This window comes from Haloleucobacter albus, assembly GCF_052492075.1.
The window spans coordinates 385175-399204 of sequence record NZ_JBQWAS010000028.1; the positions used below are offsets into that span (position 1 = coordinate 385175).

The window sequence follows — 14030 nt, forward strand, 5'->3', positions numbered from 1 at the left end:
ATCAGCAACACAGGCCAACACTGCTGTTTCGGCAGATAAATTTTTTGGTGCATTCTGTCAATATTACAACTTATAAGGGAATTTTGAATTATGAATACTTAATCACAGCCATCAAAGATCGTGCCACGAGGTAATTTTCAAGCACCTCACCCCCAGAAACACGAAAGATATTGAAATCTCTGAAAGCATTACCGGCATACAATAGGCATGCTCAAACAAGGGCGCATCAACACGCGCCCGCAGGAAGAAAACCATCACTGAATGCGGCCAAACCGTATGGTCATGACCGACCCCGGAGAAGCGGCCCCGCCAGCTTCCGCCGTATCCCCCACAGGCCGCAGAATGAGAGAAACCTCGACGCCCGGATGTCGCATGGCTGTCAGCAAACGACCCGCCTGATCCGGCGACATTTCAAGAGTTACGGAATCCGCCAGCGCTGACTTCACCCCCGCGCCGCCGGCCTGCGACATTTCACGCCCAACGGCCAGCACACGCACATTCTGGAAAAGCATCCGCGCGGGCTGTTCCACACCATCCACACGGCCAGCCTGCATGGGGGCCCGCGTCACAACAACATCCACACGATCCCGCGGAGCAATCAACCCACTCACCGCCCGGACATTTTTAGCATCCAGAGGGATGGAGACAGCACGCATGCCCCGCCCGAGCATATAGGCCAGCGCCCCACCCTCTTCAGATGCGCCCAATTTGGCCAATATGAGCGGCTCACCCCCCTCAATCGGGCGCATCACCACCCGCCCGTTCAACTCTGCCATTGCCTCCGGCTTGTCCTTGCGCAAGATCGCGCCCTCCGGCAGGCGATCCTGCGGCATGGATTGCCACGCCAGGCTCCCGGCCCCAAGCCGGGCCCCGAGCTGCAAGGCCTTCGTCGCAACCAGCACCTCCAGTTGCGACGGACGCACAGGCTGACTGATCCGACGCTCCGGCACGGGGGGCGGACCGGATTGCGGCCCCGTCCGCATGGACAGGTAGAAGGCAAGCCCTCCGGCCAGAACGGCCACGGCCAAAAGCAACAGCCTTTTACGTTCCATGGGAGCCTCCTAGATCCAGGCCCAGTAGACAGCCCCGGCCGCCAGCGGCACCCCAAAGGGAATGACAGCCTTGCGCAAGGACACATCCGGGGAAAGCAGATCTCGTAACCAGGCTGGCAGGCGCAGTGATGAACACCGATAGATCAGGCCGGTTTTGCGAAACATCAGGGCGATTAACAGAAGCGCGGCGTAGATCACGCCCGCAGCGACCAGCCAGCGCACAACCCCAGGTGCAGAACCGATCCACAAACCAACAGCACCGGCCAGCTTCACGTCCCCCCCACCCAGAGGGCCGAGCATCGCCACAGCAAGAAAGCAGGCAAAAAGAAAAAATGCGAGACCAACATGGCCCAGCAACACATCCCAGGCCAGCCCCTGCAAAGCAGCAAAAGGCACGAATGCCCCGGCGACAAGCAAATTCAGCTTATCCGGTATACGCAGGAAACGCGCATCCCACACCAGAACCAGAAGCATGAGAAGGCTGAAGACAAGACGAGCTACAAATTCAATCGTCATGAACCACCTCATGAAAAGCACAAAGCAGATCGCGTCAGACGCCCCATCTCCTTGCGCATTATTTATGATCCCGGCGATACCTCAGGGGAAAACCTCGAACGCCTCCCCAATCATCTTCACCATAGCCAGAAGCTGGTCGGTATAGAGGCGCATGATGACCCCACCGAGAGCAAGCACGCCGATAACCACCAAGCCATATTCCGGGATGGTGGCGCCGGAACCATCTGCCAGAGCGCGCCTCAATCGCCTACGCATCCTGCAGAACATGCTCAGCTCCTGCGTGTAAGTATAAAAATACTCGCCATTAGGTTGTGCAACCATAAATGGCAAGATACTCCATCACATATCTTGGCCCATAATAGAAGTGCCGGCCCTGTGAGCCGGCACCGAACTTTTGACACCATGTAAAGCCAATGAAGAATCAGCCACCAGCGCCCTGAGCCTCGATCTTCGTTTTGGTCGTTGCAATATCCTCGCTGATTCCAGAGAAGAGATCCTTCACCTCTCCAGACAACGTTGCAAGAACAATACCTGCAACAGCGATCACAGCCACAATCAGAAGACCATATTCAACAATAGTTGCACCGGATTCATCGGCGAGAACCTGGCGAACCTTGGCAGGAACGATATTCATTTTCTGCTCCGCTCTCAAAAATGCCGTGTCATCACGGTAGCACTTGTATAATCTCCCATTTTTGACAAGTCAATTTTCACATCCATTATCACACTATATTTTTATCCATATATATCAATGGCTTATGAGGTATTCGATTTTCCATCACCTCCACCTCACGCTGCGCACAACACGCCAGCGCCGCGCTGGATGCAGGCTTGGCCTGAACGCACTCCGCGCCTTGCAAGGCTTTGTTCATGCTCTTGCCCCTAAGTGAGAAGATGGTTCCGCCCTCCATCATCCGATGGGTATCAGCGGTGAAAGGCTCAGTGATTGGCCATGGGAGAACAGGGATGTCGGTTTTGAGGCGTGTCGCTCTGGCTGTTCTCGCCGCGCTCAGCCTGTCATCCGCACAGGCGCAAAGCCTGCCCCCCCAGTTGCGCGGCTATATTCAGATGTCCATTGATCAGGCGCGCGCCTTCACCCTGCCGGAAGGGGCAAAAATCGTCATTATCGGCAATCCCGTTATTGCAGACACTACGACAACGCCGCTCGAAGACCGCCTTCTCACCATCCTGACCAGCAAATCCTACGGCGTCACCCAGTTGCAGGTGCTGGATGACAAGGGGCGCCTGCTGGACACGGCCGTGGTGAATGTGGGGCGTGAGAATCGCGACATCGTGACAATCCATACAGGCCCCAAGGAGCGCGCCTCTTTCAATTGCGCTCCGGTCTGCTCACCCGTTCCCGCCCTGGGCGACAGCCCGGAAGCCTTCTCTGCGGCAAACTCACAGATCCAGCAGCGCAGCAGCCGGGCAGAAGGAAACTGACATGCCACGCGCCCACTCCAAGGCACGCCTCCTGCTGGATAATCGTGGGGCCGCCATGGTGGAGTTTGGTTTTGCCGTGGTGCCCTTTACCCTGTTTGTCCTGCTGATGATTGAGGCTTTCCTGTCCATCACCAGCCAGTATTTTCTGGAGGCTGCCACAGTACGTGCCGCCCATGAGATTTCCGTACACGGCCACGTCACGCGTGATGCCGTGGTTGCGGCGGTCTGCAACGGCCAGCTCATGCTGTATTCAAAAGCCGGCTGCGAGGCCAATCTCCAGGTGGGCATTACGCCTGTGACCAAAGATGCGCCCCCACCCTACGCATTGACCAGCGAAGGTGAGCTGAATGCGGGGCAATTCACCGTGGCGGGAGGGCGACATGATATTCTGCTCGTGCGCACGGCACTTCCCGTCCCCTTCAGCCTGCCCATTCTGAAACCCCACCTGAATGAATGGGCCGTCGCCGGAACCGTCACGCGCGTTTCCCCCTATGCGCCAGCCGAAGGGGCAGCTGAATGAACACCCCCCTGCTTCTGCGGGCGCGACAGGTCCTGCGCGATCAGCAAGGAACCGCCCTTGTCGAACTCGGTTTTCTGCTGCCGCTGTTCATCTTCATCTGCGTTGCGACATTATATTTTTCGGATCTCATCATCGCGATGAACCGCGTCTCCGCCGCCTCTGACGCCATCGCCACAACAGCAGCGCTGGAATCCTGCCTGAGTGACAATGACGACACGCGAACAGCCATTTTCAATGGCGCCAGGGCCCTTCTGCCCCACGGGACCGAAGTGCAGGCCCTGGTGCTGACCAGCCTCGCCCCGGAACTGGGCACCGACAACATCAAAACCGGCAACTGGAGCGTGCAATGGAGCCGCGCCGCCCCCGGCGCAGCCATCGCCAGCTACGGCTTCAGCCCCGCACAAGCCGAAGCCTTCAAGGCCGAGCAATGGGACAAGCCGCTGATGATTGCGCAAGTCAAGGTGACATACCGCACCGCGATTCCCCTGCTGGGTGATCTGCCCGCATGGAATATATCGCGCGAGAGCGTGGTGCCCGCATTCGACTCAACGGCAAATTGCGCCCCCTGACGCAGCAGCCCGGACAAGCGCAGCTCATATCAGGAAACGGAATGCGGCATCAAAGGCATCGCCTTTTCCAGGCCATGCCCATGCTTGCGCAGCAACTGAACGGCCTGCTCCCGCGCAACAGCCCGCGAGAAAGCGTAGCCCTGCCCAAACTCACAACCCAGACCACGCAGCATCTCGGCCTGCTCTACCGTTTCAATGCCTTCAGCCACGGTCACAATCCCCAGATCACTGGCGATCTGAAGCACCCCCCGGACAATCGGCAGGCTGGGCCCCTCCCCCAGTTTGCGGATAAATTCCCGATCAATCTTGATGATATCAACCGGCACCGTCAACAAATGCCCAAGAGAAGCGCGCCCCACGCCAAAATCATCGAAGGCGACGCGCACATCCTTGATTTTCAACTCCATGATACCTGTAGAGACAACCTGATCGCGCTGGCCAATATCAGCGTCTTCCGTCACTTCCAGCACAAGATGCTTGAGTGCTGCACCATGGCGAGTAAAAGCGTCGTCAATCTTTGAGGGCAAGTCGCCGCTGGAAAAATCCGCAGACGTAATATTGACCCCAATAAACTGCACAGGAAGCCCCTCGACCTGCCATGTGCGAATATCTCTGGCCACGATTTCCAGCATATGCCGGGTTGTCTCCACGGCCACACGCGCATCCGAAAAAGCTTCCCGGAAGATCGCGGCCGGCAGAATCTCACCTTGATGGTTTGTCAGCCGGCACAGCGCCTCAAAGCCAATAATCTCATAGGTATCAAGTCGCAGAATGGGCTGATACTGCGCATCCACCCGATTATCTTCAAGCGCCTCGATCACTTCCTGAACAGAGACACGCCGGTTGGCGAAACGGGAGCCGATCTCCGGCCCATATTTCACATGGCTGCCACGCCGCGTGGCCTTGGCGTGATAAAGGGCGAAATCCGCATTGTTGCGCACGCTCTCAGCCCGGCGATCCTGCATGGACAACAGAGCGCTTCCCATGGTGACCTGCGGATGAAGCGCTTTTTCTCCAAAGAAAAAGGCAGATGAAAGCACGGCGAAAACCTGCGCCGCAGCCTGATCCAAATCACGCAGCGCGGCCTGATCCTGAAGAATGACCGTGAATTCATTGCCGGCTGTGCGGTAGACATAATCCGGCGCGAGAACAGCCGACAAACGTCTGGCGATCTCGATAATCATCGCATTTCCGGCTTCAAAGCCCAGCGCATCATTCACATTTTTCAAGTCATCAATGCTGATGATGAGCATGCCCCAGCTCCCCGGCTTCTCACACCGCAGCTTGAGCAACGCCTCATCACAGGCAGGCTTGTTGGGCAGGCCGGTCAGGGGGTCACACAGAAAATGATATTCCCGCTCCAACTCCGGCTCATGACGGGACAGAGCCAGCTCACACAGCTCAATAGCCGTTGAAAGAACCTGCCGTTCTTTCTCGCTGAGGGCCCGCATGGCATGCAGATAGATGGCCAGCGCACCAATCGCCCTGCCATCCCCATTGCGCAAAGGCTCCGCGATGCAGGCCCGCCACCCCAATGGCAAGGCCATAGCCTTGAAGGCGCCCCATTTCGGATCGTCCTCAATATCCTCGACAGTCACGGGAATATTGTAATAAACGGCGCTGCCGCTGGACCCCACGCCCGGCCCCACCAAAATCCCGTCCAGGGAACGAAGATAAATTTCAGGAAAACTCGGCGCGACAACTGGATGCAACATGCCGGCAGGATCCACCAGCAACACGCTGCAATCTGCATTTTCAACCAGGCGCTCAACTTCAAGGCACAACCGCTCCAGCACGTCTGGAAGCGGAGCATTATTCGCAATCAGTCCGAGAACACGATTCTGCAATGTCAGCACGAGTATGAATCCAGGAAAGAACGTTCCGAAGAATCATATCAGATTACATGAAACGCGGTCACTACAGTTTAAATCATCCGCCAGCACATCCAGTAGTACTGCATATTCAGAAAACACACGCATGGGTTGATTTCAAATTTACACCCCTCTTCACAAAAGCGAAGCGCCCTACTGCCGGAAGAGCGAACAAACAGCATCCGAGATACACGTCCAGCTCAGCGCCGGCTGCCGGCCTCACAAATGCCAGATGAAATCAATGGGAACGCAAAGGGGAGCGTTTTTGCAAAAGAACGTCTAACTTATTGCTTCAAATGGCGCACCGGGGAAGATTCGAACTCCCGACCCCCAGATTCGTAGTCTGGTGCTCTATCCAGCTGAGCTACCGGTGCCTACCATATCATCAGCTTTACGCTGATCTGAAAGAGAACCTCTTTCAGGCCGCCGGCTGTTTCCGCCGGCGAGGCCCGTTAACTACCCACTTTCCCGTAGCCGCGCAAGGGGTATGTTTTGAACCTGCCATAAAAATCCGCCCGCCTGTGGAAAACCCGGCCTTTTCCCTTAACAGAACTCACCCTTCATCACCCAGCATGCGATGCGGCAGCGTGAAGCGGAAGGTGGTGCCCTCAACCGTATCCAGCAATTGAATCTGGCCACCATGAGCGTGAACCAGCTCACTCGCGATGGAAAGCCCCAGGCCCGTGCCACCCCGCCGGGTTGAGCCGGAAAAGGCCCGAAACAGGCTGCCCCTCTGCTCCATCGGAATGCCCGGCCCGGTATCAGACACCTCGACCTCCGCGTGATCCTTGCGATGACGCGCACGAATACGGATCTCATCCCGGTCCGGGTCCAGGGGGCCGCGCAATTCCAGCGCTTCCACCGCATTACGCGTCAGGTTCAGCAGCACGCGGAAAAGCTGGTCCGGGTCCGCATATATGGTCATGCCCGGCGGCACATCCACCACCCAGGCCACCCCCTCACCCGTACGGCGACGCAAGGTCTCGCGCACCTCATCCAGCAGGGGGCTCAGGGCAATCTCCCGCCGGCGCGAGGGCGGCTCCATGGCTCGCCCATAGGAAAGGGTCTGCTCACAATATGTGATGGCCCTGTCCAGCGCTGTGAGCAGCTTGGGCGCAAAGCGCTGGACGGTTGGGTCCGGCACCGCGACGAGACGATCCGAGATAAGTTGCGCAGACGCCAGAAGATTACGCAAATCATGATTGATCTTGGAGACTGCCAATCCCAATGCGGCCAGGCGGCTCTTCTGTTGCAGGGTCTGCACCAGATCTCGCTCCATCTCCGCCAGCGCCTCTTCTGCTGTACCGATTTCATCGCCCCGCCCGCTGGGCACAATGATGCCGCTGGCGTCCTCCGGGTTATTGCGAAAGCTTTCCATGCGCTCGGAGAGCCTCAGCATCGGCTTCACGAACATCCAGTTCAGGCCGAAATAGAACAGAACCCCCGCAGCGCCCGCCACAATGAATGAAGCAATCAGGGCCAGTGTCGCAAAATGTTTCAGCGCATGTCTCAAAGGCGTACCGGAGAGAACGATCTCCACGAACTCGCTGTCCACGGGCTCGGGGTCACCCACCACGCGCAGAATCCGGCCATCTTCGGCCAGTAGCGTACCCACAGCCCCTGTCACCGCCTCCAGCGGGGACAGGTTGCGCATGTCGATAAAAACATCCACCCGCACCGGCATGTTCGACATGGCCAGCAAGCGACGCGAATCGGCATTCTTGACAACGATGACATGGGCACCCACGCTGCTAAGCAGTTCGCGGGTCAAATGGGGGGGAACAATCTCTCCTGGCGCGGCATCCAGCACCATAGCGGCAGTGCGCGCGGCGGCCAGGCGATCCGAAAGCCAGTCCAACCTGTAGCTGGCGATGGTGGGCAGTAACACAGCCACCTCGACGGCAACCACCACAATGGCCGTGAGCAACAACACCTTTGCCGAAAGGCCGAACCGCCACCTCTTGCGGGGCGACCGGCCGTCATTCGGCAAAGGGTTCGATGCACCGTTCATGGCCATGAGGGGTCGCGCCCCTCCCCTGTCCTGCGCAGGTGACAGACCCGCCCTGCATGCCTCTTCGGCAACACAGCAAACCCGCAACCCGGATGTCCGCGTCCCAACAATGGACGTTTCAGCATAGAGATAGGGGCGACTGACGCATCAAACCAGCATTGATTTGCAGCCGCTTGAAAATACCCGCCACAGTTGCGTGCGCACGGCCAAAACAGATCCGGGCGCTACTCATCCTCGCCGAAACGGTTGGCCACAAGCGCACAGAGGGCGTCCATCACATCCTGGGCCTGCGGCCCTTCCGCGCTGACAGTGACACTCGTGCCTGTGGAGGCTGCCAGCATCATCAGGCCCATAATGGATGTGCCGCACACTTCCTCGCCATTCCGGGCCACGCAGACGCGGGCCTGATAGCGCTCCACAGTCTGCACGAACTTGGCGGATGCGCGCGCATGCAGCCCACGTTTGTTGACGATGGACAATTCGCGCACCAAGCCCCCCGGCGATGCCCCATTGCGGGCGATCTCGTGCGGGGGTTCCGGGTGAAGCGGCTTATTTGCCAGCGAGGACACGGCTTGCGACATTGATATATTTCCGGCCTGCTTCCTGCGCCATGTCAACCGCCTCGGCCAGAGGCAGTTCACAGCGCACTTTTGCGAGGCGCACCAGCATGGGCAGATTGATGCCCGCCACTACCTCCACATCCGGATTGTTCATCACGGAGATGGCCAGGTTTGAGGGTGTACCACCGAACATGTCTGTGAGAATAACGACGCCATCGCCGGCCCGCACCCGGTCCACGGCATCAAGAATATCCTGCCGCCGCCGCTCCATATCGTCCTCAGGACCAATGGTAACGGTGGCCAGCTGTTTTTGCGGACCCATGACATGCTCAAGAGCCGCGCAGAACTCGTCTGCGAGACGGCCATGAGTGACGAGGACAAGACCGATCATGCTCCCTCCGCCCCCACTGCCGGTGAAGGCCACCCCGCACGGCGGGACAGACATATTCAGATCGGCTCAAAAATTAAGCAAGGGGTGCAGCGCACAAAAACACATTCAATCGAGGTGATCCATGCCTGTCAGGGCCGCTGCGAGCATCAGAACTGCCCGTACGGCATCTTTTGAGACGATTTGTCGCAGCTCAACCCCCTCAAAGTCCACATGGCGACACTCCGGCATGCGCTCATTGTCCCTTCCCAGATCCACCAAATGGGTCAGGCGCACTCGGGGGCGATGGGGGAAGCGCATGATGCCCAGCCCCCGCACCTCAACAAGCCCGGCCAGAACCGGCGGCGGCGCGGCCCAAAGGGCTCCATTCTGGCGGCTCAGAAACACCCGGTCATCGGCCACCAGATCTCCCGGCGGCAAGCAGCGCGGCGCATCCAGCATCAGGTTGAGAATAAAGCTGGATTTGCCGCAGCCGGCCGGCCCCCGCACCAGAATGCCGGCCTCTCCAACGGCAACGCAGCTTGCATGAATGCTGGGCCCGGCAAAGCCCTCATCCGGTGGCCTGTCCAGTGTCTGCGGCATAATGGCGAGCCTCCACATCAAGGCGCCTTTCTCAAGCCGCCTCCTCGGACGAATCAACTGTGCGCGGCCTCAGGCTGTGGGCAGGCGCACCACAAAGCGCGCCCCGGCGACTTGCTGGGTTCCATCCGCCGCCTTGTGCATCCGGTTCTCCGCCCAGATCTGCCCACCATGGGCCTCCACAATCTGCTTGGAGATGGACAGCCCCAGACCGGAATTCTGCCCAAAGCCCTGATGCGGCCTGTCAGTATAGAAGCGCTCGAACACACGGGCCAGCGCATCGGGCTGAATGCCGGGCCCCTCATCGTCCACGGTGATCTCCACGCCATCCCTCAGGCGCTTGCAGTTCACCGACACCATCCCACCCTCCGGTGAGAAGGAGCGGGCATTGGAGACCAGATTATCCACCACCTGCCCCAGACGCGAGGCATGGCCAGCCACAAAGAAATCCGCCGGGGCACCGGGGCCGCGCTCGAAATGCAGAGCCACATTCACCCCGTCATCTTCCTTGCGCACATCCTGCGCCATGCCCACAACCATTTCCAGCAACTGTCTCAGATCCAGATCCGCCGCTTCCTGACGCTGCAATTCAGCATCAAGACGCGAGGCGTCGGAAATATCGGAAATCAGCCGATCCAGCCGCTTCACATCGTGCTGGATCACCTCCAGAAGCCGGGCACGGGAGTTTTCCGTCTTGGCCAGAGGCAGGGTTTCCACGGCGCTGCGCAGCGAGGTGAGCGGGTTTTTCAACTCATGCGACACATCAGCGGCAAAACGCTCAATCGCCTCGATCCGGCTGTAGAGCGCATCGGTCATATCGCGCAGGGCGCCAGAGAGATGGCCAATCTCATCCGAACGGCGGGTGAAATCGGGAATCTCCACACGGGTCTTGATACGCCGGCGCACGCGCTCCGCGGCAGCCGCCAGTTTGCGCACCGGGCCTGCGATAGTGCCCGCCAGCAGCACCGACAGCAGCACCATCACCGCCGCGGAAACCAGAAACACCCGTACGATCACGAAACGCTCGGCCCGCACCGCTGCATCAATCTCCCCCCCTTGGGTGGAGAGCATCAACTCACCGAGGATGGCGCGAAAACGCTGGATGGGCACCGCGACCGACACCACCACCCGGCCACGCTCATCCACGCGCACCTCGCTCGCCTTGCCGCCCAGCGCCGCAATGGCCACTTCCGGGTAATTCTTGCCGGCCTGCGGGCCATATTCCTTGTAAAGAGGCAGATCCCCGCGCCCGAGCCAGAGCTGCACAGCCTGCCAGGCCCGCTCCACCACACCCGGCCGGGGCGTATTGGGCGACGGCAGATCAAACCGCAGAATTTCCCCACGCGAATAGAGCGAGCGCGAATCCAGCAGAAGCTGGCCATCACGATCATAGATGCGGGCGCGGGTCCGGGTGGGGCCCACAAGCCGGCGCAGCACCGGAGCCACACGTTCGGGATTGATGGGAAACTCCAGCGGAGAGAACCCGTCCTCGCTGGGGCCATAGCTTTCCCCGGCCTGCAATTCCAGCAGCCGGTCCGGGTCCACCGAGATGGAATTGGTTTCCACCTGCGCGGAAGAGGCGATGGCCGCGGCGATAATCTCGCCCTGCACCATCAGGCTCTGCACCCGTGCATCAATCAGGCCGGCGCGAAACTCCGACAGATAAAGAATGCCGGACACCAGCGCGCACAGGCCCGCCACATTCAGCAACACAATGCGCTGGGTCAGAGATGAAAAACTGCGGAAGATGATGAAACGGCGCCCCCAGCGCCCCAGCGCGGCCATGCGCGCCCCAGCGCCACTCCACCAGCTCCGCTTCAGCGGAGCGGTGTCAGCAGCGACGCCATCACCACGCACAGCCCCATCACCCGCCTGCTCCGGCCCAGCCGGAGCGGCAGAGGCCGCCTCGGAGGCAGACGCCCCCCTGCCCGTCTCCGCATCCACAGAGCCGGCTTGTGCTGCTTCGCGATGTGCTGTCATGCCCTGTTGCGCGAGCGGCCCTCAGACCACCCGCGCTCACTCCTTGAAGCGGTAGCCAACGCCATAGAGCGTTTCGATCATCTCGAAGCTGTCATCCACCACCTTGAACTTCTTGCGCAGGCGCTTGATGTGGCTGTCGATAGTGCGGTCATCCACATAGACCTGATCATCATAGGCCGCATCCATGAGCGCATTGCGGCTTTTGACCACGCCGGGGCGCTGGGCCAGAGCCTGCAAGATGAGAAATTCGGTGACGGTAAGCGTGACCGGCGCACCTTTCCAAGTGCAGGTGTGACGCTCCGGGTCCATGCGCAGATGTCCGCGTTCCAGCACCTTGGCGCTGTCGGTTTCACGCACGGGGCTGCCTTCACGCGCACCCGAACGGCGCAGAACGGCCTTCACCCGTTCCACCAGCAGGCGCTGGGAGAAGGGCTTCTTGATGAAATCGTCCGCACCCATCTTCAGGCCGAACAGCTCATCAATCTCATCATCCTTGGAGGTGAGAAAGATGACCGGCATGTCGGTCTTCTGGCGCACACGGCGCAGAAGCTCCATGCCATCCATGCGCGGCATCTTGATATCGAAGATGGCCATATCTGGCGGATTGGTCTTGAAACCTTCCAGCGCGGAAGCGCCATCGGTGTAGGTTTCGATACGGTAGCCTTCCGCCTCCAGCGCGATGGAGACCGAGGTGAGAATGTTGCGATCGTCATCGACGAGAGCGATGGTAGGCATGACACCTCTTTCAAGCCGTTATCTGCCGTCCGGCGCGTTCGCCACTGACGCGTCTGTCTTTCGGAACCATCACCCGCAGGTGCTGCGGCACGGAACAAACGCATGGCCGGGGAAATTGCGGTCAAGTGCGCTGGTGAACCCGTTTCGCGTGGCCAAAATGTGACACTCAAGGACCAACAGCGTCAAAATAGTCGCTTTTTCCCCGAACTCCAAACATCTGCGCGGCTTATGAACGTCTAATTCTGCAAAAATGAGACATGCCCGCTCTTATGGCGGTATGCAAGTGTGTTGCAGAGAGAAACAATGTGCGCATGAAGCGCCTTGCGAACCGCTCGCAAAAACGGCATCCTCCCCTCGAAACAAGGAGGATTCTCATGAGCAAGCCTGCCGCAGTCGTTCGCCGGCTGATCCACGAAGCGCGCTTTGGCTCTCTGGCCACGCTGGATGAGACCGGTGCCCCTTATGCCTCCATGGTGGCGGTAGGCACAGACCCGGCAGGCCAGCCCACCCTGCTGATCTCCAAGCTGGCGCTGCACACCCAGTTTGTCGAACGCGATGGGCGCGTGACCCTTCTGGTCGCCACCCTTTCCGCGCCAGACCCGATGAATGCCGCCCGCGCCAGCCTGCGCGGCAAGGCGGAGCTGGTGGATGATCCGCAAGTGCGCGAACGCTTCCTGGCCCGCCATGAAGATGCCGGCCGCTATGTCGATTTCCCGGATTTTGCCTTCTATCGCATCCAGATCGAGAGCGCGCATCTGGTGGAAGGCTTCGGTCGCATCATTGATGTGGATGGCAAGGATCTGCTGACGGACTGGTCAGGGGCTGAGGCGCTGGCCGAGTCGACCGCCGGCGTCATCTCCCACATGAATGAGGACCATGCCGACGCCGTGGCCCTTTACGCCACCCGTCTGGCCGGGGCCGACGATGGTGCGTGGAAGCTCATCAGCCTTGACCCGGAAGGCTTCGAGGTTGCTGCCGGGCGCAGCGTGCACCGCATCGCCTTCCCCGAGCGCGCCGCCACCGCCATGGCCGTGCGCAAGGGCCTTGTGGCGCTGGCCGAGCAGGCCCGCCGCACGGACGCAGCCTGAAGCCTGAAAAGCCCCGATTTAAAAGGGTGCGCTGCTTATGGCGGCGCGCCCTTCAGCGGGCCTTTATAACGCTTCGCCAGTATTGATGCAGCGCCTCCACATCGCCACACGTCACAAGCGGCATTGCGGCCTTCAACTGCGCGTCTGTCCACTCCCACCACTTCATTTCAAGCAGCAACTGTATCCGGGCGTCATCAAAGCGCCGGCGGATGAGACGTGCCGGATTTCCGCCGACAATGGCATAAGGCTCCACATCACGGGTCACGAGTGCCCGCGTCCCGATCACCGCCCCATCCCCAATGCGGACGCCCGGCATGATGATGGCCTCTGAGCCGATCCACACATCATTCCCGATAACGGTATCGCCTGCCGGCTGAAACCCATTCTGCGCCCCCTCGAACGCCGCCACCTCCGGCATCCAGAAGAAGGGGAAGGTGCTGATCCAGTCTGTCCTGTGCCCCTGATTGCCGGCCATGATGAAGGCCGCACCGGAGCCGATGGAACAGAAACTGCCGACAATCAGCCTGTCCACGCCTTCATCATGGGAGAGGAAGCGGGCGCAATCATCAAACCCATGGCCGTGATAATAGCCGGAATAATAGCTGTACCGCCCCACAATAATGTTCGGGTTCTTCACCTGCTCTTCAAGCCGAATACCCTTGAACGGGCTTTCGAATACAGAGATCATGTCAAAAATTCCATCTCATTGGCCGGGCCG

The 14030-nt window shown here is 59.6% G+C and carries 17 protein-coding genes and 1 tRNA gene; 4 read left to right on the plus strand and 14 right to left on the minus strand.

Annotated elements, in window-relative coordinates; translation table 11 throughout:
• Window positions 1-254 precede the first annotated feature (254 nt).
• The 5 genes from cpaB to ACT6QH_RS11700 all read right to left on the minus strand — a co-directional run bounded on the left by cpaB (window position 255) and on the right by ACT6QH_RS11700 (window position 2440).
• Complete coding sequence (gene cpaB, locus ACT6QH_RS11680; protein WP_444974995.1) at window positions 255-1052, minus strand: Flp pilus assembly protein CpaB; 798 nt, start codon at window positions 1050-1052, stop codon at window positions 255-257.
• Between the two features lie 9 nt (window positions 1053-1061).
• The gene (locus tag ACT6QH_RS11685) at window positions 1062-1568 is read right to left on the minus strand and encodes a prepilin peptidase (RefSeq protein WP_444974996.1); all 507 of its coding nucleotides are present in this window, start codon (window positions 1566-1568) and stop codon (window positions 1062-1064) included.
• Window positions 1569-1649: 81 nt separating this feature from the next.
• The gene (locus ACT6QH_RS11690) at window positions 1650-1811 is read right to left on the minus strand and encodes a hypothetical protein (protein ID WP_444974997.1); all 162 of its coding nucleotides are present in this window, start codon (window positions 1809-1811) and stop codon (window positions 1650-1652) included.
• Between the two features lie 178 nt (window positions 1812-1989).
• Window positions 1990-2202 carry a Flp family type IVb pilin gene (locus tag ACT6QH_RS11695; protein WP_444974998.1) on the minus strand — a complete coding sequence of 71 codons (213 nt, stop codon included), beginning with the start codon at window positions 2200-2202 and terminating at the stop codon, window positions 1990-1992.
• An 88-nt stretch (window positions 2203-2290) separates the two neighbouring features.
• Entirely contained in the window at window positions 2291-2440 is a 150-nt protein-coding gene (locus ACT6QH_RS11700; RefSeq protein ID WP_444974999.1) for a hypothetical protein, read from the minus strand.
• Window positions 2441-2534: 94 nt separating this feature from the next.
• Between ACT6QH_RS11700 and ACT6QH_RS11705 the strand changes: the two genes are divergently transcribed.
• The 3 genes from ACT6QH_RS11705 to ACT6QH_RS11715 are packed head-to-tail and all read left to right on the plus strand — an operon-like array spanning window position 2535 to window position 4100.
• Entirely contained in the window at window positions 2535-3011 is a 477-nt protein-coding gene (locus tag ACT6QH_RS11705; protein WP_444975000.1) for a pilus assembly protein N-terminal domain-containing protein, read from the plus strand.
• A gap of 1 nt (window position 3012) precedes the next feature.
• Window positions 3013-3531, plus strand: coding sequence for a TadE/TadG family type IV pilus assembly protein (locus ACT6QH_RS11710; RefSeq protein ID WP_444975001.1), 519 nt, complete (start codon window positions 3013-3015; stop codon window positions 3529-3531).
• A complete protein-coding gene (locus ACT6QH_RS11715; RefSeq protein WP_444975002.1) occupies window positions 3528-4100 on the plus strand; it encodes a TadE/TadG family type IV pilus assembly protein in 573 nt (190 codons plus the stop codon). The genes ACT6QH_RS11710 and ACT6QH_RS11715 overlap by 4 nt, the downstream gene beginning before the upstream one ends.
• Before the next feature lie 29 nt (window positions 4101-4129).
• On the opposite strand, the gene ACT6QH_RS11720 is transcribed toward ACT6QH_RS11715, so the two are convergent.
• From ACT6QH_RS11720 to ACT6QH_RS11755, 8 genes are all read right to left on the minus strand, one after another.
• Entirely contained in the window at window positions 4130-5956 is a 1827-nt protein-coding gene (locus ACT6QH_RS11720; protein WP_444975003.1) for a putative bifunctional diguanylate cyclase/phosphodiesterase, read from the minus strand.
• 312 nt (window positions 5957-6268) lie between these two features.
• Window positions 6269-6345 (minus strand) — tRNA-Arg (locus tag ACT6QH_RS11725).
• Window positions 6346-6524: 179 nt separating this feature from the next.
• Window positions 6525-7988 (minus strand): ATP-binding protein, encoded by a 1464-nt coding sequence (locus ACT6QH_RS11730; RefSeq protein WP_444975004.1) that lies wholly within the window; start codon window positions 7986-7988, stop codon window positions 6525-6527.
• A gap of 218 nt (window positions 7989-8206) precedes the next feature.
• Window positions 8207-8563 carry an HPr family phosphocarrier protein gene (locus tag ACT6QH_RS11735; protein WP_444975005.1) on the minus strand — a complete coding sequence of 119 codons (357 nt, stop codon included), beginning with the start codon at window positions 8561-8563 and terminating at the stop codon, window positions 8207-8209.
• A complete protein-coding gene (locus ACT6QH_RS11740) occupies window positions 8532-8933 on the minus strand; it encodes a PTS sugar transporter subunit IIA (RefSeq protein ID WP_444975006.1) in 402 nt (133 codons plus the stop codon). The genes ACT6QH_RS11735 and ACT6QH_RS11740 overlap by 32 nt, the downstream gene beginning before the upstream one ends.
• Window positions 8934-9038: 105 nt before the next feature.
• Window positions 9039-9512, minus strand: a complete 474-nt coding sequence (locus ACT6QH_RS11745) for an HPr kinase/phosphorylase (protein ID WP_444975007.1) — start codon at window positions 9510-9512, stop codon at window positions 9039-9041.
• A 69-nt stretch (window positions 9513-9581) separates the two neighbouring features.
• Entirely contained in the window at window positions 9582-11294 is a 1713-nt protein-coding gene (locus tag ACT6QH_RS11750; protein WP_444975156.1) for a sensor histidine kinase, read from the minus strand.
• Window positions 11295-11525: 231 nt separating this feature from the next.
• Entirely contained in the window at window positions 11526-12224 is a 699-nt protein-coding gene (locus ACT6QH_RS11755; RefSeq protein ID WP_444975008.1) for a response regulator transcription factor, read from the minus strand.
• A 374-nt stretch (window positions 12225-12598) separates the two neighbouring features.
• On the opposite strand from ACT6QH_RS11755, the gene ACT6QH_RS11760 reads away from it, so the two are divergent.
• On the plus strand, window positions 12599-13312 hold the full coding sequence (locus tag ACT6QH_RS11760) for a HugZ family pyridoxamine 5'-phosphate oxidase (RefSeq protein WP_444975009.1): 714 nt from the start codon (window positions 12599-12601) through the stop codon (window positions 13310-13312).
• Between the two features lie 52 nt (window positions 13313-13364).
• Here the strand turns inward: ACT6QH_RS11760 and catB are convergent, their stop codons facing one another.
• Window positions 13365-14000 (minus strand): type B chloramphenicol O-acetyltransferase, encoded by a 636-nt coding sequence (gene catB, locus ACT6QH_RS11765; protein WP_444975010.1) that lies wholly within the window; start codon window positions 13998-14000, stop codon window positions 13365-13367.
• Window positions 14001-14030 lie beyond the last annotated feature (30 nt).